This is a genomic window from Roseateles asaccharophilus (genome assembly GCF_031458115.1).
Taxonomy (GTDB): domain Bacteria; phylum Pseudomonadota; class Gammaproteobacteria; order Burkholderiales; family Burkholderiaceae_C; genus Pelomonas; species Pelomonas asaccharophilus_A.
The window spans coordinates 17,064-35,286 of the sequence record NZ_JAVDXV010000015.1 but is presented as its reverse complement, the minus strand read 5'-3'; the positions used below and the strand labels follow the sequence as shown (position 1 = coordinate 35,286).

Annotated in this window: 20 protein-coding genes and 2 rRNA genes; 18 read left to right on the top strand and 4 right to left on the bottom strand. The window is 62.7% G+C overall.

Translation table 11 applies throughout. The annotated features are described in order from the left end of the window. The 9 genes from J2X21_RS27045 to J2X21_RS27005 form a co-directional block, all read left to right on the top strand. A 23S ribosomal RNA gene (locus J2X21_RS27045) occupies positions 1-95 on the top strand; the annotation flags it as partial. A gap of 177 nt (positions 96-272) precedes the next feature. Next, positions 273-385: ribosomal RNA gene (gene rrf / locus J2X21_RS27040) — 5S ribosomal RNA — on the top strand. 270 nt (positions 386-655) lie between these two features. Beyond that, a protein-coding gene (locus J2X21_RS27035; protein ID WP_310333261.1) for an IS3 family transposase occupies positions 656-1,797 on the top strand; the annotation gives its coding sequence in 2 pieces (ribosomal slippage) (positions 656-908 and positions 908-1,797; 1,143 coding nt in all). Between the two features lie 976 nt (positions 1,798-2,773). Then, complete coding sequence (locus J2X21_RS27030) at positions 2,774-3,832, top strand: ComEC/Rec2 family competence protein (RefSeq protein ID WP_310333259.1); 1,059 nt, start codon at positions 2,774-2,776, stop codon at positions 3,830-3,832. Next, positions 3,829-4,629: a hypothetical protein gene (locus tag J2X21_RS27025; protein WP_310333258.1), complete on the top strand. Its 801-nt coding sequence runs from the start codon at positions 3,829-3,831 to the stop codon at positions 4,627-4,629. Before J2X21_RS27030 ends, J2X21_RS27025 begins: the two co-directional genes overlap by 4 nt. A gap of 30 nt (positions 4,630-4,659) precedes the next feature. Next, positions 4,660-5,748: a hypothetical protein gene (locus J2X21_RS27020; protein WP_310333257.1), complete on the top strand. Its 1,089-nt coding sequence runs from the start codon at positions 4,660-4,662 to the stop codon at positions 5,746-5,748. An 80-nt stretch (positions 5,749-5,828) separates the two neighbouring features. Next, positions 5,829-6,383 carry a hypothetical protein gene (locus J2X21_RS27015; RefSeq protein ID WP_310333256.1) on the top strand — a complete coding sequence of 185 codons (555 nt, stop codon included), beginning with the start codon at positions 5,829-5,831 and terminating at the stop codon, positions 6,381-6,383. A 303-nt stretch (positions 6,384-6,686) separates the two neighbouring features. Beyond that, positions 6,687-7,463: a TIGR02391 family protein gene (locus J2X21_RS27010; RefSeq protein WP_310333255.1), complete on the top strand. Its 777-nt coding sequence runs from the start codon at positions 6,687-6,689 to the stop codon at positions 7,461-7,463. A 102-nt stretch (positions 7,464-7,565) separates the two neighbouring features. After that, the gene (locus J2X21_RS27005) at positions 7,566-8,267 is read left to right on the top strand and encodes a hypothetical protein (RefSeq protein WP_310333254.1); all 702 of its coding nucleotides are present in this window, start codon (positions 7,566-7,568) and stop codon (positions 8,265-8,267) included. Here J2X21_RS27005 and J2X21_RS27000 read toward each other — a convergent pair. Further along, positions 8,264-8,614, bottom strand: a complete 351-nt coding sequence (locus J2X21_RS27000) for a hypothetical protein (RefSeq protein WP_310333253.1) — start codon at positions 8,612-8,614, stop codon at positions 8,264-8,266. The genes J2X21_RS27005 and J2X21_RS27000 overlap by 4 nt on opposite strands. Before the next feature lie 161 nt (positions 8,615-8,775). Here J2X21_RS27000 and J2X21_RS26995 point away from each other — a divergent pair, with 161 nt between their 5' ends. Beyond that, positions 8,776-9,105 carry a helix-turn-helix domain-containing protein gene (locus J2X21_RS26995; protein WP_310333252.1) on the top strand — a complete coding sequence of 110 codons (330 nt, stop codon included), beginning with the start codon at positions 8,776-8,778 and terminating at the stop codon, positions 9,103-9,105. After that, complete coding sequence (locus J2X21_RS26990; protein ID WP_310333251.1) at positions 9,102-9,350, top strand: helix-turn-helix domain-containing protein; 249 nt, start codon at positions 9,102-9,104, stop codon at positions 9,348-9,350. The genes J2X21_RS26995 and J2X21_RS26990 overlap by 4 nt, the downstream gene beginning before the upstream one ends. On the opposite strand, the gene J2X21_RS26985 is transcribed toward J2X21_RS26990, so the two are convergent. Both J2X21_RS26985 and J2X21_RS26980 read right to left on the bottom strand, forming a co-directional pair. Then, complete coding sequence (locus J2X21_RS26985) at positions 9,344-9,643, bottom strand: BPSL0761 family protein (protein ID WP_310333250.1); 300 nt, start codon at positions 9,641-9,643, stop codon at positions 9,344-9,346. The genes J2X21_RS26990 and J2X21_RS26985 overlap by 7 nt on opposite strands. Further along, positions 9,640-10,032 carry a helix-turn-helix domain-containing protein gene (locus tag J2X21_RS26980; RefSeq protein WP_310333249.1) on the bottom strand — a complete coding sequence of 131 codons (393 nt, stop codon included), beginning with the start codon at positions 10,030-10,032 and terminating at the stop codon, positions 9,640-9,642. Before J2X21_RS26980 ends, J2X21_RS26985 begins: the two co-directional genes overlap by 4 nt. Before the next feature lie 216 nt (positions 10,033-10,248). Between J2X21_RS26980 and J2X21_RS26975 the strand changes: the two genes are divergently transcribed. From J2X21_RS26975 to J2X21_RS26945, 7 genes are all read left to right on the top strand, one after another. Then, on the top strand, positions 10,249-10,701 hold the full coding sequence (locus J2X21_RS26975) for a hypothetical protein (protein ID WP_310333248.1): 453 nt from the start codon (positions 10,249-10,251) through the stop codon (positions 10,699-10,701). Positions 10,702-10,736: 35 nt separating this feature from the next. Beyond that, entirely contained in the window at positions 10,737-11,072 is a 336-nt protein-coding gene (locus J2X21_RS26970) for a hypothetical protein (RefSeq protein WP_310333247.1), read from the top strand. Positions 11,073-11,122: 50 nt separating this feature from the next. Next, entirely contained in the window at positions 11,123-11,392 is a 270-nt protein-coding gene (locus J2X21_RS26965; RefSeq protein ID WP_310333246.1) for an antitoxin Xre/MbcA/ParS toxin-binding domain-containing protein, read from the top strand. Positions 11,393-11,744: 352 nt separating this feature from the next. Next, positions 11,745-12,155, top strand: a complete 411-nt coding sequence (locus tag J2X21_RS26960) for a hypothetical protein (protein ID WP_310333245.1) — start codon at positions 11,745-11,747, stop codon at positions 12,153-12,155. Positions 12,156-12,372: 217 nt separating this feature from the next. Then, the gene (locus tag J2X21_RS26955) at positions 12,373-15,084 is read left to right on the top strand and encodes a TonB-dependent receptor (RefSeq protein ID WP_310333243.1); all 2,712 of its coding nucleotides are present in this window, start codon (positions 12,373-12,375) and stop codon (positions 15,082-15,084) included. A gap of 66 nt (positions 15,085-15,150) precedes the next feature. After that, positions 15,151-15,843 carry a PepSY domain-containing protein gene (locus J2X21_RS26950; RefSeq protein ID WP_310333241.1) on the top strand — a complete coding sequence of 231 codons (693 nt, stop codon included), beginning with the start codon at positions 15,151-15,153 and terminating at the stop codon, positions 15,841-15,843. Further along, complete coding sequence (locus tag J2X21_RS26945; protein ID WP_310333240.1) at positions 15,840-17,657, top strand: 2Fe-2S iron-sulfur cluster-binding protein; 1,818 nt, start codon at positions 15,840-15,842, stop codon at positions 17,655-17,657. Before J2X21_RS26950 ends, J2X21_RS26945 begins: the two co-directional genes overlap by 4 nt. 124 nt (positions 17,658-17,781) lie before the next feature. On the opposite strand, the gene cadR is transcribed toward J2X21_RS26945, so the two are convergent. Then, the gene (gene cadR / locus J2X21_RS26940) at positions 17,782-18,192 is read right to left on the bottom strand and encodes a Cd(II)/Pb(II)-responsive transcriptional regulator (protein WP_310333239.1); all 411 of its coding nucleotides are present in this window, start codon (positions 18,190-18,192) and stop codon (positions 17,782-17,784) included. Positions 18,193-18,223: the final 31 nt, after the last annotated feature.

Sequence of the window (18,223 nt, the reverse complement as noted above, 5' to 3'; positions counted from 1 at the left end):
AGGGTCGTTCGAGACCAGGACGTTGATAGGCTGGGTGTGGAAGCGCAGTAATGCGTTAAGCTAACCAGTACTAATTGCCCGTGAGGCTTGACCCTATAACTTTGACAACTGCATAGCAGTTCGATCAAGGTGGGTATTCAAGTTATGTTGTTCTTCAGAAGTCTGAAGACGCAATCAAAATACTGATTCCGCTGCGAAAGCAGTGTGCAGATCAAATCTGCTGACTCTACGAATTGGGTTTGTTGACCCCGTCAACAAGCCAACCAGTCAAGCCTGACGACCATAGCGACTTGGTCCCACTCCTTCCCATCCCGAACAGGACAGTGAAACGAGTCAGCGCCGATGATAGTGCGGATTCCCGTGTGAAAGTAGGTCATCGTCAGGCTATTATTCAAGCCAACCCCCATCAGTGAAAACTGGTGGGGGTTTTGCTTTTGGCGAATCGAAAACAGCGGTGCCCGCTGTGAAATCGAATGCCAAATGGGTGCTAGCTCAGACTCTTCGACGGTAAGTCACTCATCAGGCGTGATCTATGGTTTCTACGGGATTCGAGCTTGGACAACATTGGCGCTGACCCTGTCCCAGGTTTCCGTACCGTTCGGTAACAGAATGGACCGGCATGAAGAGACCCGGGAAGGGGTCAGGAGTTCATGCCATGAGGAAGAGCAAGTTCACCGAGGAGCAGATGGCCTACGCGCTCAAGCAAGCTGAGCTGGGCATCAGCGTCGAGGAGGTCTGCCGCAAGATGGGCATCAGCAGCGCGACCTTCTACAAGTGGCGCCAGAAGTACGCCGGGGTCGGGCCGTCGGAGCTGCGCCGCATGCGCCAGCTCGAGGAGGAGAACCGCAAGCTCAAGCAGATCGTCGCGGACCTGAGCCTGGACAAGGCGATGCTGCAGCACATCGTCGCAAAAAAAGTCTAGGGCCTTCGCGGCGGCGAGAGCTGGTGCCAGAACTGATGCGGTTGTTCGGCTGCAGCCAGCGCAGCGCCATGCGCGTGGCCAACGTGTCGCCGGGCAGCTTCTTCTACAAGCCGGTCAAGAAGGACGAGACCGCGCTGCGCATGCGCATCAAGGAGATCACCAGCACGCGCGTGCACTACGGCTATCGCCGTGTTCACGTGCTGCTGCGCCGTGAAGGCCACCCCGACAACGTCAAGCGCGTGTACCGCCTCTACCGCGACGAAGGGCTGTCGTTGCGCCTCAAGCGGCCGAAGCGGAACAAGGCTGCCCAGTTGAGGCAGCCCAAGCAGCTGGCACATGCCATCAACGAGATCTGGAGCATGGACTTTGTCGCCGACAACTTGTTCGACGGCCGCAAGTTGCGCATGCTCACCGTGGTGGACCTGTACACGCGCGAGTGCTTAGCGATCGACGTGGGCCAGAGCTTGAAGGGCGAAGACGTTGTGCGCGTCCTCAGCAGCATCGTCTTGCACCGCGGGCTACCGCAGACCATCAAGACCGACAACGGCAGCGAGTTCATATCCAAGGCCATGGACAAGTGGGCGTACGAGCGGGGCGTCGAACTGGACTTCAGCCGGCCAGGAAAACCGACGGACAACGCGACGGTCGAGAGCTTCAACGGGCGACTGCGCCAGGAGTGCCTGAACGAGCATTGGTTCTTGTCACTGGACGATGCGCGGGCCAAGATCGAGGCTTGGCGACGGGACTACAACGAGAACCGCCCCCACTCGGCGTTGGACTGGTCCACGCCAACCGAATTCGCCCGCCGCAGCCGCCTGCAGGCGGCTGCGGCGATGTCAGAGGAGCCGGAAAGTTCTACTTCCGAGCGGTACTGAAACTGGGACAGGGTCAGCCGGTTTGCGCCGGATCAGGCAACAAAAAAACCGCCGAAGCGGGTTCTCAAGCGGGCGCACGAGCGTCTTTAGACATTGTTGCCGCACCCCCGAATGGTTTGGTGTGGACATTCATTAAAGTCGTTTCCGGTCAGCTACTTGCAAGCTCCTTGGGATGTCCATGCCACATTGTGCTCCGCACGCTGCCTGGCCAGATCAGCTCAGCCGTCGAGCGTCCGCCGCAGCGAGAGCCGAAAAATTCCTTGATTAGGGGCGCGTGTCCGATCCGCTTCGAGCAGCTCGACATGCGGATATCGATCACCCGTGTCCCAGCGTGCAGGCCGCAGGAACGGCTATCGCCGAAAGGTTCGTACGCCAGCCAGGGCGTCGACCCTGTAGAAAAATCGATCGAGCAGCTCAGGATCAAGCGTGCCGAGGCTGCCCCGGCAGAGGTCTTCGACGTTGGGGGCCTCGCGATGCACCTTGCGGGCTACTTCGGCTGCGATTCAAGGGCGCTGGGTGCGATGGTTGTCGCGCCCATTTTCAGCACCGTACCGGTCCAAGGCTTGGCGATCGCAAGCGGCTTTGGGGAGCCTGCGAGGAGACCGGTCGCGCCCTTTGGTTCTGTCGCGGAGAGCTCTCTGACTTGGTCACGTGTCAGACCCCGCTCGAAGATGCGCTGCGCCTTTTCCGCCAGGTCGTTGGGGACGGCAACAAACTTGCCAGGCGCAACTCGAACTCGCTTCATCCTTAGCCCTCCGCAGCCGGGTACTTTGCCATGCTCCGTTAAAGAACGCGCAGGCTGCAGGGGATCGTCGCAGCCCGCAGCGGCGTGCTTGGAGTCGTTCCGGCTGGGCACGCGCGCTGGCCGATCACGCGCCGGTTTCGCTGCAACAACTGGCAGTCGTGTGTTTGCCTTATCGACAGAGCATTGGTGCTGTAGCAAGATGTATCGGCTACAGAACGCTGGGAGGCGGCCTTGTCATATGAAGTGGATTTTCTACCCGTTGGCGATAGCTATGGTGATGCGATCGTTATCCGATATGGAGATGAATCCGGATCGTTTTTGCATATTGTAGACGGTGGGCGCACGGATACTGCAGACACAATCCTTGAACACCTGCAGAAATACTACCCAACGTTCTTCATAAACCATATGGTTGTGTCTCATGCGGATAACGATCACGCATGCGGCTTGATCGGCGTAATGAAAAAGGTTGCGGTCAAACACCTTTGGATGAATCGCCCCTGGCTGTATGCCCATCAAATTCTTCATCATTTTCATGGCAATTTCACGTTGCAAGGCCTGATCGACGATATAAAAGGTCGTCATCCTTATCTGGTGGAATTGGCAGAGCTTGCGAATGCCCAAGGCACGGTCATTCATGAGGTTTTTCAGGGGGACATCATCGGAGCGTTCAGGGTGCTTGCACCTGCCAAGGCGCGATACATTGACTCCATTCCCGATATGGAGAAATCACCAACTTCTTATCGAGCTGAAAATGCTGCTTCCCAGAGCTTCGGTTTACTGAGATCCATTGTTGAGGCGGCTAAAAAATGGTTTGATGAAGCTTGGGACGTTGAAACACTTGCAGAGAACACGTCGACATCCGCTTCAAACGAAAGCTGCGTGGTGCAGTACGCTGAACTTGACGGGAAAGGAATCTTGCTAACCGCCGATGTCGGTCCAGTAGGCCTCACTGAGGCAGCAGACTATGCGGCTGCTTTGGGTCTCAATCGGCCGCAATTCGTCCAGGTGCCTCATCACGGGAGCCGCCACAACGTCACCCCGCCGATCCTTGACAGGTGGCTAGGACCACGACAGCCGCAGGGTACGTTTATCGGAACTGCATTCTGTTCGATCGGAGCGAATAAGCCAGACTATCCGCGAGGCCAGGTGAAGAATGCCTTTATGCGGAGGGGATTTCAGGTGTATTCCACCCGTACAAAATGGCTTTCCCATTCAGCGGGTGGCGGCCATGCAGGAGCTGCTGCTGCGACACCGGAAGAGTTCTCCACCAAGGTCGAAGCCCCATGATGGACGTACTCAAAATCTTTGATGCCTACTCGTTGCGTGCTCGGCTTTTCCCGGCGATCATTGCATGTGCACCAGCGCTGGCCGCTTTGTCGCTCTTGATCTCTTGGAAATCGTTCCACCTGTCCAATACGATTGCGACGTTGGGTATTGTGGTGCTGCTGGTCGCTATAGCGGATTACGCGCGGGCGCGCGGGAGAGTGATCGAGCGGAAAATGTATGCTGAGTTTGGTGGCATGCCGTCGATCATCCTTTTTCGCCGCGTCGATCCGACGATCGACGATGGTTCAAAAGAGCGGTATCGGTTTTTTTTAGGCGACAAACTCGGCATCAAGGCGCCTACGAGCGAAGAGGAAAACGATAACCAAGGTCAGGCGGATAAGTTTTACGACCAGTGCGGCGTGTGGCTGCGTGAACAGACCAGAGACACCAAGAAGTTTCCCCTCGTTTTTGGGGAGAACGTGGCGTACGGGTTTCGCAGGAATTTGTATGGCTTGAAATGGCTCGGACTTGGCCTGAACGCCATCGTCGTGGTTGCCTGCTTAGTGCTGCTTTGGCTCGACACATGGGCGCTTGCGACGCACTTCGGGCGTCGCGTGACCGTCGTTCTCGTTGTCGCGGTTTTCCATGCCGGCTACATGCTGCTGGCCGCGCGAAAAGCGTTGGTCTGGGATGCTGCCAATGCCTATGGGCGGCAGCTGATCCTGTCTTGCGAGGCACTCCTAGGCGGCGCGACGACAGCCAAAAAGGCCGTCGCGGGGCGGAAGAAGACCGTCAAGAAGCCTGCGGCGAACGAGTGACTTCGCCATCGTCTCAAGGGCTCTGATGGCATGAGATTGATTCGCTACGCCGAAACCGCTCCGGGAGGGCAACAGACCGGCAGAGAGGTGATTGTTCAGGGGCGCGAGCTGGTGCCCATGGCATTCGCCGACCTGGCCCAAAGAACGCTGGGGCGGGCTTCTCCCCTCACGCTGAGGCTGGCGGACGCCGAGGTCGTCGAGAGCTCGATTGAGGGAATCCCGAAAGGCCAGAGCGCCACATGGGACACCACCGTCAGCACGGACTTGACCGTTCGGCACGTTGGCTTGGTCAGAGGAGGCTGGCTGCCCGCCGGCCTAGCCCTCGAAGCGGGCAGCGTCATCATGATTGACCGCTGCACGCTGACGGACCTGAAGGGGCGATTCAAGCCGAACGGACGTGGCAAGGTCGGCCGTGATTTTGTGGACTGGCTTGATGACCCGGGCGTGAAAGTGAACCCGGTCCTGTTGGCACTAGAAGGCAACCAGCGCGAGTTCCCGTCGAGGGTCGAAATTCAGGCACAGATGGAGGAGCATGTTGCTCACCTGCGCCAGCTTCTACCGAAAGCCATCGTCATCGGCGACGCCCCCGACATGGTGGAGGCGGTCATCGCGTTCGCTGAGCAGCATCAAACCGCCTCAGAGCGCACCATCCAGTTCCTTCTCGCCATAGCGCCGCTGTTGCGACACCAGGTCAGTCGTGATCGCCTGCCGTGGGTGCTCAGGGAGATCGTCTCGACGGCGCTCCGCTGTGGGCTCGCCGTCACCGATATGGCTGTGATCTGCGCCGTCAGCGCCGCTGCGGTCAACAAGGGACGCAATTCAGCCAAGCGAGCCCTGAAGTTAACCGAGCCCAGCTACGGCCGTCGGGATGCGTTTAACGCGATGGCTGACCTTCGCAGCCTGAAGCACTTTGCAAGCCTGCTTGGGCTGGTACCGAACGAGCATCCCATGCTGTGCACAAGTGACAAGGACTTAGCCTTGGTATGGACGGGGCTGAACATATCGCAGTTCGAATTCGGTGATGGGCAACCGACGGTGAAGGCCCACCCTGTCGAGGAGTTCTTGCCGCGCGATGCCGGCCTGATCTTCCAACAGTTGTTGGCCAACATGCCACGCTAGAGGCGCCACCCGACGATCGATACAGCGATGATGGCATCAGAGCCGAATGTGCAAGTTCCACTCCCTACCTCGAAGACCTGATGGACTGTCTAACCTTCATTGCCAAACTGGTTGAGCACTTGGCGTGGCCCATAGCCGCTGTCGTGCTGGTTGTCCTGCTTCGCAATGAGATCGGGAAACTGCTTCCGTTGATGAAGAAGTTCAAGGCCGGGCCACTTGAAGCGGAGTTCGGCCGCGAGATGGCAGTGCTCAAGGAGACGACGCCGGCGCAGGATGCAACCACACCAGGTATCAAGAGTCCGTACTTCGACAGCGTGTTGCAGCAGTTGGCCGAAGTGCACCCGCGCTCAGCAGTGTTGGAGGCGTGGGTGCGGCTGGAGGACGCCGCGCGTGCGGCGCTTTCAAAACCGTCCTCGAAGACCGCCGGCCCAAGCTACATACCGTCCGCGAAGCTTGCTGAGGCCCTGGTAAAGGATGGCAGGATCGACCAAAGCCAGGTGACGCTCTTCCACGAACTCAGGCGACTTCGCAACGATGTCGCGCATATGGTCGGCCTCGCGCCAGATGCAGAGGCCGCCAGGTCGTATATCGAACTGGCGGGCCAACTTCAGGCCGTGCTGGCAAAGCCTGCGTAGTACTTTTCGGGGTTCATCAACGCCCGAAGGTTTTCCAGCAGGATTCGCAGCTTTGCTGCTTCTGACGTTGCGGCCGCAGCGATAGGCCTCAGAGCAATCAGCTGGCCGTCGCGGCTTTCCCCTTGACTTTGCCGCCGGGCGTGGACTGGCCGATTCGCGCCAGCAGGTCCTTGACCATGTCGCCCTTCGAGCCCCGAAAAGGCCATTGCGGCCGAGCCGGAAGCGCACGCACGCCCCGAAACCCCCACGTCTGTCCATGGCAGGCCCGGAATCGGCGACCATTCGCGTGCATCGCCGCGCGGCATGCAAACAAAAATCCAGGGGAGAGCCATGACGACCGATGGGGCGCGAACTGAGCAGCAGCTCAACGAGGGCATCAGCTTGTTGATGGAGCAGATCGAGGTGCTGCAGCACAAGAGCCTCGATGCCGAGATGCAAAAGGACGGTGTCCGGCTCAAGGTTGTGGTCTCAAGCTTCCGCAACGCCATCAGCGAGATCTTCGGCAGCAACTCGCAGGAGTACCGCGAGTACGGCACGCTGGAAATGTTTGGCGGCCCCCTGCGTGTTGGCATCACTCCCCACGAGCTTCACCAAGCGCGGATACGCGGCCGCGATCACATGGTGGCGGTGGCGAGCGAACTCATCCAACGCCTGCAGCGCAAGCTGCGGCTGCTGGCCAACCGCACCGTCGTCCCTTCCCCCGCTTTGCATCCAAAGATCGCCGCTGCCGTCGGTGATCTGGTGGTGAATGGTCACCCTTGGGAGGCCGTCTTTGCGGCCTGCAAGGCCCTGATCCTCCACGTCAAGGACCGGTCTGGCCGGCATGACCTGGACGGCGTGCCGCTCATGCGCCATGTATTCTCAAAGAACACGCCTATCCTTCGCTTCAACGCGCAGGCCAGCCCCACCGACGGGGATGAGCAGGAGGGGATGATGCACCTCTATGAGGGCGTCATCATGGCGCTTCGCAATCCAGGCGGCCACGCATTTCCCACAGGTTCTGAAGGCCGAGCCTTGCAGTACGTCGGGCTGATCAGCATGCTGGCTGAACGGGCCGACGAGGCGACGCTGAGTCCCTAGCCGGAGGATCTGCCTTCAGCGCGTTGCGCATATCCGGCAAGCTGCGGGACATCAGCGCCACGAACCGGCGCATGCCCATTCAACGCTGAGGGGGCGGTCGACATGATCTGGGATACACAAGCCACCCTGGACCTTGTCCAGAAGCAGTTCGGCCGCAAGCAGCGTGACGCTGCCTACGTGTGCGTCAGCTCCGTCAACCAGCGCGTCCGGTACGCCGCTTTCCACTACGCGACGATCGAAGCTGAACTCAACGCCTTTCAGACGAAGCTGGGCGACCGGCATCTGTTCGAGGTATCGCACGGCGCCGATGACGAACAGGAAGAGCACGACTACTACGAATTCATGGATCGTGTCGGCGCCCATGCCGTGGCCTGTGTGCAATCCATCCACGCATTGGAAGACTTGCTCTCCGCCATGGTCTACCGGTGCCTCAACCTCGACACGATCGGAGCCGCGCTGGATGAGCATCAACTGAGCCTGCAAAAGACAGTGACCCGACTTGGACACGACCCCAAGTATGCGAAGGTCATGTCGCTACTGCAGAGCCTTCAGACTGACAACAGCTTTGCGCATGTCGACGCGCTGTCCAACAAGGCCAAGCACAGCGCCATCGTGCGGCCGTGGATCAGCCAGGACCAGACCGGGACGCGCGCTGACCCGCTGCTCTTTTTCTTCGGCGAGTTCGAGCGCAGGGGTACGCCCTATCCTCAGGTGACCTTCAAGGATGTCCTCGTACCGGCATTGGCCTTCGTCGCGCGCACACGAACGGACATCGGTATCGAGCTGACGGCGTTGCTGACCTAGGCGGGCAGGCTGTCGGTGGGTCGTTCGGAAGTGGTCGCCGACAGGAAGAAACTCCATCGTTTCGTGACCGTGCACATGATGCGCTGGCCCAACTGCAGTGCAGCCTGATCGACACCCCGGGCGGGGCGGGGCAGCGTGGCGGCCGTCGGCGTTGCCAACCCGGGCAGGATCTGCCCGCGGCGACGCTTCCGTAGACACTGCGCAAGCCCTGCAGACGGGCCGGCATGCGCCGTTTGGCCAAGGACGTCGTTGCTCAGCAGCGCCACCAGCCAAGGCACGCCGTAGAGGTCGCAGACCAACTCCACCCGAGGGGCCTGCGGGTCGGCCGGGTCGATCGTCTGGCACAACCTGCCAGAGTTGCCAGTGGCCGCCTACTGGCCGGCTGCTACGGTGCCTGCCATGCCGTCCGGGCGTGGCTCGCTGCCCGGCGAAGCCCAGCGAACGCACCTTATCAGGTGTAGTCCTTTAAGGTACGTAATGAGCCAATGCGGGCCGATTGACGCCCGCAATGAGTACCAAGGCTTCCGCTCCCAACTTCGCCAAGGCGCTGCGCGCCGTGAGGCTGGAGCGCGACCTCTCCCAGGAAGACTTCTACGAGGTGTCCGGGCGGACGTACATCAGCCGTCTGGAGAACGACGGCGCGGATCCCACGCTGTCCAAGATCGTCCAGTTGGCCCAGGTCATGGGCACTCATCCGTTGACACTGCTCACGCTGGCGTTTTGTGGCAAAGGGTCGTCAGCCGAGGTCGAACGCCTGCTCGCTGGCGTGAAGGAAGAAATTGCCTCCTTCGAAGATCTGCGCCTCGGCCGGCGTGACCGCCGCCGGCCTGCGGGGTGACCACCCGGGCGGGGTCGAGCCCGGCCCACGCCGCATTTCTCCAGGAGCTGATCCGGATGCGCACGCAGGCCGGACTGAGCCCACTGCAGTTGGCCGAGCGCCTGGGCGTCAAGGAGAGCGCTGTGACGCGCGGCGAAGCTGGCACCCGGCGCGTGGGCGTGTTGGAGCTGCAGCGCTGGGCCTTCGCCTGTGGATCGACGCTCGAGGAGTTCGGCCGGCGCTTGGAAGCACGCGCCCTTCAGTAGAAGTGCCGCAGGATCACCAGCAAGCTGTACCTGCGCTGTTCTGAGCAGGCCGGGCTGGCGCGCATGCGCTGAAACAGATCCTTGCTGGCTGACAACACCTGGGCGTACTGGATCTGGAGCGGCTCCAAGCCGGGATCGCTGCAGTCCTTGAGCGCGGCCACTGACGGGTAGCGGCCGAGCAACTCGGCCGACTCGTCACGCCAGTGTTGGCGCAATGTCGCGTCCGCCGACAGCTCTTCCAACGCCTCCCGTCCCCAGATCAGGTTGCGCCTTCTCTCGTCCGGCGTCGTCATCGACGCACCTGTCGTTTGGCGGGCTTGGCCGCAGGCACAGGCGCGGCCGAGACCGGATCCATCGAGAGGCCTGCCTGCACGAGCTGGCTCAGCGCGCTGCGCGCGAGCCGGTGGGGAGGCTTGGCCCGAAGGCGCATGGCTTCGAGCAGCCGCAGCTCCGCATCCAGCTCGTTGAGGAACTCCAGGAACTCGACACCCAGCGCGGCAAGCCATTGCCGCAGCTCGATGATGTGCAGGGTTGTTTGGCCGGATTCGACGTAGCTGACCCAGCCCTGGCTTCGGCCGAGCAACTTGCAAAGGTCGGCTTGGCGCAGCTGGCGGGACTCTCGCAGCTTGCGCAACTTGTCCAGGAAGATCTTGTTGTGGCGACTGTGCAGGGCTTTGGACATGGACGCGATGGTTCTCAGCCTCGCACCGTATCCGAGCCGGCGCCATATCAAGAATTTTGATATGGCCGGCAGGCCCGAACAATTGATTGGAGTTCAACAATCAGGCCGCTGGACCTCCAGCTGTTCGCAGCCTCGCAACCAATGTTCGTGTCACAGCCGCAGTACGAGTTCCCGTTTCCGCCTGGCCTGGAGCAGCCCGGCTCCCAGCACTGGCGCATGGTCGAGTTGACCTTGCACGCTCCCTGGTTCCTGCTGTCGGTGGAGGTCCTCGATGCCGACATCCGCGACTGCAGCATGACCCGCACCATTTGCATCGCCTGGGACTATGACCTGGCCGAAGTGCTGCGTGGGCTCGATGCCGATTGCATCCTGGGGATCGTCTGCATGATGCCGGCCTGGGCGTCCCCCAACGGCCAATGGTCGTCGCGCGAGGTCCGGGAAGTGTGGATGTGCACGTCGGACGCCGGGCAGAGCGTGCTGCTGCTCGACGCCGCCGGTCAAGAGTTCGACTGCGGTCTGGTGCCGGAGCACGTGGAGCCAATCAAGAAGGACCTGGTGCTGCGCGTGGCGCCCGCCAGGCCGCCGCGCCGGCCGCATGGCAAGCGCAAGACGCCGCCTGCGGGCAACCGCCGCAGTCGCCGGGCCAGCGCGCGCAAAGCCGGGGCGTGAGCGCGAGCGGGCCGGGCGACGCCGCCATCACCTTCTTGAACGAGAGAGACGCGCCGCCGGTCGAGGCGCAGCCGTTCATGGAGGTGTACTCCTGGCGGCTGATCCGGACACCGGCGGGGTCGCTGCATCTGGTGACCCTCAGGGATCTGACCGAAGAACGCGGCACCGTACGCGTCACGTCGGCGATCACGGCGGTGGACGAGCAAGCCAGGATCGTGACCACCTCGTCGGGGCGCCAGTACGCACTGATGGGCCCGGCAGAGGAGCGGGACTTCGAGCGCGACCTGCTCCAAGGCGGCGCGGTCAGGCTGGGCCTGGGGGACGCAGTGGACGTCAGCGTGTTCGCCTGGGGCCAGTTGGACATCGATTGATGTCAAGTTGCGACTTCAACGTTCAGTTGCGACCTCAACGAGGGGAGCCAATGACCATTTCCGCCAGCGTCGCTGCATTCATCGCCGGGCAACGCGAACTGCTGTACCGACTGGAGCAGTTCGCCGAAACACCGGCATACAGTCGTCTGCTGACCGTGGCGGCGCCCATGGTCGACGGCGATGAGCCGTGGCTCGCCGAGTGGCTGATTCAGCCTGCCTTCACGCTGCGTGAGTTGCCTATCGACACGCTGACTCGGCCGGGAGGGCAAGAGCTTGTAGAGCTGCTGCTGGCTCGGATCGCCGCCTGCGTCGTCGCGTAGGCACGTCGAAAGTACCTACTTCGAGTCGAGTAGCTACTTGATGTCAGTCAGCTGGCGGTCAAGCGCGCCGCTCGCTGCCTCGCCTACGGACAAGGTGCCGGCCGGCAGTAGGCAATGTTTGAATTTTCAACCACTAAAGCCGATTTCTGGCGTCAATGACTGAATTTTCAGTCCTTAAGCCCAGCTGAGTAGCGTTCAGGCGGAGGACGCTGCGCAGAAATGGCCTCCGAGAAGGCGCAGCCTTTCGGCTTCAGCCGGTAACGTCCTTTCGCACGCTCGTGCTGGGGGCTACATACCGACGGGTACTCCCTAGGTAGACGCCGGAATGATCGCTTGGTGCAATGCAGCAGAAATGAAGCTCATCGCCTTTTGGCTCCTGGTTGTGCTTGCCGTGCTGGTCCCGGCGACGGCAGTCGTCGCGTCGGTGACGATCAGTGCGCCGGCCGCCGGGGACGCGCGCCGAGTGGCCGTCGAGAGCAAGGGCATGGCGAAGCACGGGGCCACCGCGCTCCACGCCAAAGCCGCCAAGGCAACCGCAGTCCCGCGCGTCAAGGCTGAGCAGGCGGTCAATCAGCCGGCCGACCACTGCTGCGACCTGACGCCATGCAGCCACTGCGCCGGATGCGGTTCCTGTGCCTCGATTGCCGCCCGTGCGGGCGTGGCGATGGCCCCCGTACCCTTCACGTCATCGCACCTTCCCGAGTCCGTCGAGCGCGCAGAGTTCCTGCTGGCCGGACAGGAACGACCTCCTCGAGCCAGCTGACTCAGCGCCAACGCCGGCTCAGGCGCGCTCCGGCGCGGCCGCGGGTCAGGCCAGGGACTGGCTGAGTCGCATGGTCGGATGGGTGCCGGGCTAGCTTTTGCCTGGTCATAGCAAAGCGCCCCTTCCTCGTCATTCACCATGTGCTCGCCAACACACGATTGGTTCGACGGTGCTTGCCTGCGTCCAAGACGCGCAAGGACTGCAAAGGATGTACATGATGACTATGAATACCGCCCAGACGGCCGTCGCCGCAGCTGTCCTGCTCCTCGTCAACAACGCACTCGCGCAAGAGGTTCCGGCCACGGCAAATTCAGCGCAAACCACTTCCCTTGAGAAGGTCCAGATCACGGGCAGCCGCATCAACCTGAAGCAGGCTCAGCTGTCCGGGGTCGGCCCGGTCACCATGATCGACGCCGAGACCATCCAGCGCACGGGTGCGATCTCCGCTGAAACCCTGCTCCAACGCCTGCCAGCTTCAGCCGGCACCGCCGGCAACCAGACCAGCGCCTACTGGACCGGCAACGGCTACGGCACGACCCAGGTCAACCTCCGCGGCCTGGGCATCAACCGCACCCTGGTTCTGCTGAACGGCCGCCGCGTCGTCAATGGCGGCACCGGCGCCAACAGCTCGGTCGACCTGAACATGATTCCGGTCGCGATGATCGAGCGCATCGAGGTGCTCAAAGACGGCGCCTCCGCGATCTACGGCGCCGATGCGGTGGCCGGCGTGGTCAACATCATCACCAAGACCGGCCTGAAGGGCGTGGAAGCGTCCGTGCGCTATGGCGAGACCACGCGTGGAGATGGCGATGAGAAGGCCGTCGATCTGTCGTGGGGGTTGCAGGGCTCTGCCGGCTCCCTCGTCACCGGCATCAACTATTCCGAGAGCGGCGCCATCAACATGGCCTCGCGCGCCCCCTGTGGCCTTGGCGAGGTGAACGGCAAGCTCGAATGCGTCGGCAGCTCGGCCACCATCGGCGGGCGGGCCCGCTTGGCGGACGGCCAGCGCGTCAACTTCAACCAGACGGCCGGTGGCAATCCGAGCGCCTACGAGACCTACTCGGCGGCCAAGCACAACTACAACAGCAATCCAGCGCTGAACGCGGTGAACCCGATCAAGCGGCTGGGTCTGAGTGCATTCGGGACGGTGAACCTGACATCGGACACCCAGCTGTTCACCGAGATGCTGTTCTCGCATCGCGAGTCGAACCAGTTGGCAACGCCCGGCTCCCTGGGCGTCTACCGCCCCATCAACATCGCGGCCAACCATCCGACCAACCCGACCGGGCAATCCCTGGTCCTTGAGCGGCGCCGCCTTGAAGAAGGCGGTACCCGGACGTTCTCGCAGGAGTCCAACATCTTCCGCGTGGTGGCTGGCGTCAAGGGCAGCATCGGCAACAACTGGGACTGGTCGGCCGCCGTGAACTGGGGCCGCAACACGGGCGTGGACGGCACGAGCAACGTGGCCAACCTGGACCGCGTGGATCAGACCCTCGATCGCACCAAGTGCGCAACAACGGCCGGTGCCGCCATCCCCTGCGGCAACTACCTCGGCTACGGCAATCTGACCCCCGAGGTGCTGCGCTACATCCTCACCAACACCCGCGACACGGGTGGCAACGACCAGAAAAGCCTGAGCGCCAACATCAGCGGCGAACTGTTCATGCTGCCGGCGGGCCCTGTCGGCTTCGCCGCCGGCGCGGAAGCGCGCAGGGAGAGCGGGTGGCGCGACCCGGACAACCTCACCGTCATCGGCGTCGCCAACACCAACCGCCAGGACCCCATCGCGGGCTCGTACACCGCCCGCGAGGTCTATGCGGAGCTGGCTGTGCCGCTGCTCAAGCGGCTCCCGTTTGTGGAGTCCCTGCAGTTCAACACGGCGGCGCGGTACTCCGACTACAGCCTGTTCGGTTCCAAGAGCACCTACAAGGCCGGCCTGGACTGGCAGGTGATGCCGAGCCTAAAGTTCAGAAGCAATGTGTCATCTGCTTTCCGCGTGCCGAACATTCCCGAGCTGTACGGTGGCGTCTCCGAAGGCAACCTGACCACCACCGACCCCTGCAGCAACTGGAGCGCGCTGCCTACGACGTCGGTCGTCTCGCAGAACTGCAGGGCCGCAGGCGTGCCTGCGGGTTTCAGGCAGCTGGGCAACACCATCCTGACGACGGTCGGCGGCAACCCCAAGCTTGAGCCCGAGGATGCCAAGACGATGACGGCCGGCGTGGTGTGGTCACCGATGAAGACGCTGACCCTGACGTTCGACTACTACAACATCAAGGTCACCAACGCGATCCAGAGCGTGGCCGGCTCCACCAAGCTGGCCACCTGCTACAACACGCCGGGCCTGACGCACATCTTCTGCAGCCCGGCCAGCTTCACGCGGAACAAGACCACCGGCGAGATCGACTTCCTGTCGTCGCAACCGGTCAATGCGGCCGACGAGAAGATCTCCGGCTTTGATGTCGGCGGGCTGTACGAGTTCAACGTGGCTGGCTTCACGACGACCCTCAGTGCCGAGGTCTCGCACCTGAAGAACTACCAGGTGCGGCCGTTCCCCAGCGCCGATGCCATCGACTACACCGGCAAGACCACCGGCGGCCGCGGCAGCTACACCCAGTGGCGTTCGCTCACGTCGTTGACGGTGGCCAAGGGGCCGTGGTCGGGTGCCTACACGATGCAGTACATCGGCGCGGCTGATGACATCAATGCGGCGCCGACCGACATCGGCGCCCGGGCGCAGGCGGTGACCTACCACTCGGCGCAGCTGAAGTTCGCCTACAGCAAGCAGCTGGACCTGGCCGTCGGCGTCGACAACCTCTTCGACAAGAAGGCGCCGTTCGTCAAGTCCTATACCGACGCGAACACCGACACGATGACGTACGACCTGCAGGGGCGACGCTGGCACGTCCGCGCCGGCTATCGCTGGTAAGTCCGGCGGCACCGCAGGTCCAGCCTGCGGTGCCCTTCGCGCATCAAAAGCAGTGAGACAAATCTTATGAACCTACCCTTCTGGGTGCGCCGAGCCCACAAATGGATCGGCCTCGTCATCGGCGTCCAGGCCTTGCTCTGGATGCTCAGCGGCCTCTACATGACGGCGATCTCGATCGACGTGATCCACGGCGACCATCTCGCGCATGTCGCAGACGCCCCGCTGGATGGCGGCAGTGAACGGCTCGACGTCGAGCAACTGGCGCAGATCCGTCCGGGCTTCGAATCCCTGAAGCTCAAGAAGTTCCTCGGTCAGGAGGTCTACGAACTTCGCGCTGGCGGCATGACCAGCCTGGTGGACGCGCGCACGGGCGCGCTGCTGAGCCCATTGCCTCGCGAACAGATCGTGGCGCGCGCCAAGGACATCTACCAAGGCGAGGCGGAGATCCGCGAGGTCACCTGGATCACCCAGGCGCCCCAGGAAGTGGGCAAGAGGCCGGTGCCGATGTGGGCCGTGCGCTTCGATGACAGCGCCAACTCGACGCTGTACTTCTCGCCTGACACCGGTGACCTGCTGGCCAGGCGCCATGAGCTGTGGCGCTGGTTCGACTTCCTCTGGATGTTGCACATCATGGACTACGACGCGCGCAGCGACGTCAACAACACCCTGCTGAGGGTCGCTTCCGGGGTCGGCGTGCTGTTCGCACTGAGCGGCGCCTGGCTGGTGTTCTACAGCTTCCGCCGGAGGGCCCAAGCATGACGCCCTGGATGCGCAAGATTCACAAGTGGATCGGCCTGCTGATCGGCCTTCAGCTGGTGCTGTGGATGAGCAGCGGTTTCATGATGAGTTTCCTGGATGCCGAGAAGGTGCGAGGGCGCGAATTCCGCGCTGCGCCGGCGGCCAAGAAGCCCTGGCCAGCCGATGCCTTGCCGGTGAGCGGCATCGTCGCCAAGTCCGCGCCGGTGCAGAGCATCTCGACGGGTTGGCTGCTCGACCGGGCCGTGTACCGGTTGAAGGAGGAAAAAGCGTCACGTCTTGTCGACGCCAGAACCGGCCAGCGCGTCGAGCTCGATGCGGCGCTGGCCCAGCGCCTGGCGGTGGCGTCCTACCATGGACCCGGCACGCCGAAAGTCGCGGAGCTCGTCGAGCGCTCACTGGAAACCCGCGCGCACGAGGGCAAGGTCTGGCGCGTCGATTTCTCCGATGCTGAAGAGACCACGGTCTACCTGTCGCAGCACGGTGATGTCCTCGAGCATCGCAACAGCACCTGGCGCCTGTTCGACATTTTCTGGATGCTGCACATCATGGACTACAGCGGCCGCCAGGACTTCAACAATGCCTTGGTGGTCAGTGCAGCGGTCGGCGGCTTCTGGTTGGCGCTGAGCGGCTTCTGGCTCCTGTTCACGAGCTTCAGCCTCGCGGAGTTCATCCCCAAGCGCTGGCGCGGCACGCGCTCGCTGATGGTTCACGCACCCGATGGCAGCCGACTGCGAAGCTTGCGCGCCCACACGGGCGACACCGTCTACGTGGCCATGGCACAGCAGGGGCTGCAGCTGCCGTCCAACTGCGGCGGCGGGCAGAGCTGCGGCCTGTGCGAGGTCCGCGTGCGGGGCTCGGCGCCGCCCGCCACCAGCGCCGACCGGGCACTGCTTCCCGCGGCGAAGATCGAGGCCGGCTGCCGCCTGGCCTGCAATCTGGCACTGGACCGCAACCTCGACATCGAGGTCCGTGGCGGGGTCGAGCTCGGCGCGCTGCACGAAGCGGAGGTCGAGAGCGTCCGCGCCCTGTCGCCGTTCCTGCGTGAGGTGGTGCTGCTGCCCAAGGACAGGCCGGGGCCGGACCACCGCCCCGGGTCGTTCATCCAGATCCATGTGCCTGCCTACAAGATGGGCAAACACGAGATCGACACGCCCGAGCCTCACCGTTCGGCTTGGGCGGGGCTGCACCTGCCGACGCAATGGTCCAGCGGCTCGTTGCTGCGCCGGTCCTACTCGCTGTCGGCTCCGGTCGAGCAGACGGATGGGCGCCTGACGCTGCTGGTGCGCTTCTGCCATGGCAAGCAGGGTGGCAAGAACCATCCGCCGGGCAAGGGGTCGGCCTATGTCTTTGGGCTCAAGCCGGGTGACAAGGTGAAGTACAGCGGGCCGTTCGGCGACTTCGCCATCCGGCCGGGCGAACGGCAGAAGATCTTCATCGGCGGTGGCGCCGGCATGGCCCCTCTGCGGGCGATGGTGCGCGATCTGCTGGAGTCAGGTGCCACGGAACGCATCCACTTCTGGTACGGGTCGCGCACGGCAGCCGACGCCCCTTACGTCGATGAGATGGAGGCGTTAGCTCAGCGCTTCGCCAACTTCAGCTGGCACCTGGTGCTGTCGGAAGAGCGTGGCGGCGAGCGGCTGTCGGGCTTGGTACACGAGGCTGTTCACACGGGCCTTCTGCAAACACACGGTGATCTGCAGGCCTGTGACTTCTACCTCTGTGGCCCGCCGGCGATGTTGCAAGCGACGCGCACCCTGTTGAAGAGGCTGGGCGTGCAGGACGATCACGTTGCCTACGACGACTTCAAGATCTGAAGGATGCCCCGCCGGCGACGTCAGGGCGTTGACGTAGGCGGGCCATACCCGGCTTGCTGCAAAGTAGGCGCTCGGCCTTTTCACCTTGACGAACGGCCAACTGAACGACAGCGTCGAGCAAGTCCTACGCAAGGCGCGATTCAGCGGCTTTGCGGAGTCCGGTGAGGATTCCGCAGTCAGCAGCAACGCGCCCTGCAGAGCAGCTCTTCCGAAGTGCTCGGAGGTCTGCCTCCAGCGAGCGCAGGGCGCGGATTCGTGTCACGACCTGTTCAATGTGACCTTGAATCAGCGCATCCACGTCGCCGCAGCCTGCGCCGGGCGCGTCCTTGAAGCGCAGGAGCGTACCGATCTCGGCCAGTGTCATGTCCAAGCTCCGGCAATGCCGGATGAACGCCAGCCGCTGGATGTGCTCGGCAGCGTACTCGCGATAGTTGGACGTCGTTCGAGCAGGCGGAGGCAGCAGGCCCTGGCGCTCGTAGAAACGGATCGTCTCCGTGAGGGTGTCTGTGGCTTTTGCCAGTTGGCCGATCTTCATGGGCATCGCCTTGCTTGAGGGACTTGACCTT